The following is a 1,326-nucleotide window of genomic DNA, read 5'->3' as shown; positions in this document are numbered from 1 at the left end:
TGTCCAGTCCTGAAATAGGTTTACACCCTTTCAGGTCATGCCCCGCACCTCAGAGCGCCCGATGCACCGCATCGGGCGTTTTGTATTTCAGGGCTTGGTGAGGTCGTTCTCGGTTATAAATTTCGATGGCTTCACGAACCATCCGTCGAGCCTGCGCCAGATCAGTTGGGCTTTGAATCAGCAGTTCGTTTTTTAGAATGCCGTTGATTCGCTCGGCCATCGCGTTTTGGTAGCAGTCATACCCATCCGTCATCGAACAGCTAACGCCGTGTTGCGCATGTAGGCGCTGGTAGTGGTCTGAGCAATATTGAACGCCGCGATCTGAGTGGTGCACCAGCTCACTGCGGTTTTTGCGTTGCATCAGCGCTCGGTTGAAAGCCAGCGCTACTGCTTCCGCTTTCAGGCCTTCATGAACATGATGACCAACGATTTTGCGTGAGTAAGCATCCGTCACGAGGCTTAGATAGAGCGGGCCATTTTTTGTTGGCAGGTAGGTAATGTCCGCGACCCACACGTGCTCTGGAGCAGTTGGTGTGATCTGCTCAGGGCCCGGTTTAAGAAGGTTGGGATGGCGGTAGAACCGGTGATAACTGTTGGTGGTCTTGTGGTAGGCCCGCTTGCGTAAAACCAGCAATCGATGGTCTGCCAACACTTCAAACAAGCGATCCCTTCCAACCCTGAGCTCCGAATCCACCTGCTCGGCGAGTAGGAAATGCAGTTTGCGCGTACCGAGGCGTGGCTGACGCATCCGTACATGCCTTACAAACTGAACAACCCGAAGATCCTGCTCTTTACGTCTGTCCGCTGCCCGGTTGCGCTGGTAATAAGCCTGGCGGCTCACGCCCATGAAACGGCAAGCCCTGCTAACACTCAGTCCTTGGACTTTTCCTTGTGTGAGGACTTGCCTGATCGCTTTTTTACGACAGCAACACCGTAGTCGTTCTTCAGCACATCAACGACCGCTTCGAAAAACTGAGCCTTCTGATTGGCTATCTCCAGTTGCTGTTCCAGCGCCTTAATGCGTTGCTCAGGCGTTTGAGGCAAAGATGGTTTGGACATGCGGGTATCCCGAGATGAGCGAATAGAAGTGCCCTGACTCCAGTTCTGTCGACCATGCTTGCGCAGCCAGTTCAGCACCGTCGACTTTCCTTGGATACCGTAGAGGTCCTGGGCTTCGATGTAACTTAATTCGCCTCTCTCAATCTGGTCTACCACTGCCAACTTAAAGGTCAGCGTGTAATCACGCTGACTTCGTCTCGCACCTTGCGCCATGGGGTTCTCCTGAAAGATATGGCTAAAGGTGTAAACCTTATTCAGGACGGGACA

1 protein-coding gene is annotated in these 1,326 nt (G+C 53.1%); it reads right to left on the bottom strand.

Annotated features, from left to right (window positions below; translation table 11 throughout):
• Positions 1–49: 49 nt before the first annotated feature.
• Positions 50–1,272 (bottom strand): IS3 family transposase gene (locus ACVW0Y_RS23840; protein ID WP_457441869.1). Its coding sequence is split into 2 segments (ribosomal slippage): positions 50–921 and positions 921–1,272, totalling 1,224 coding nucleotides; the frame shifts between segments, so codons are not numbered across the junction.
• Between the last annotated feature and the right edge of the window lie 54 nt (positions 1,273–1,326).

It is taken from the genome of Pseudomonas sp. TE3786 (assembly GCF_054057335.1).
This window is presented reverse-complemented; position numbering and strand designations above follow the sequence as displayed.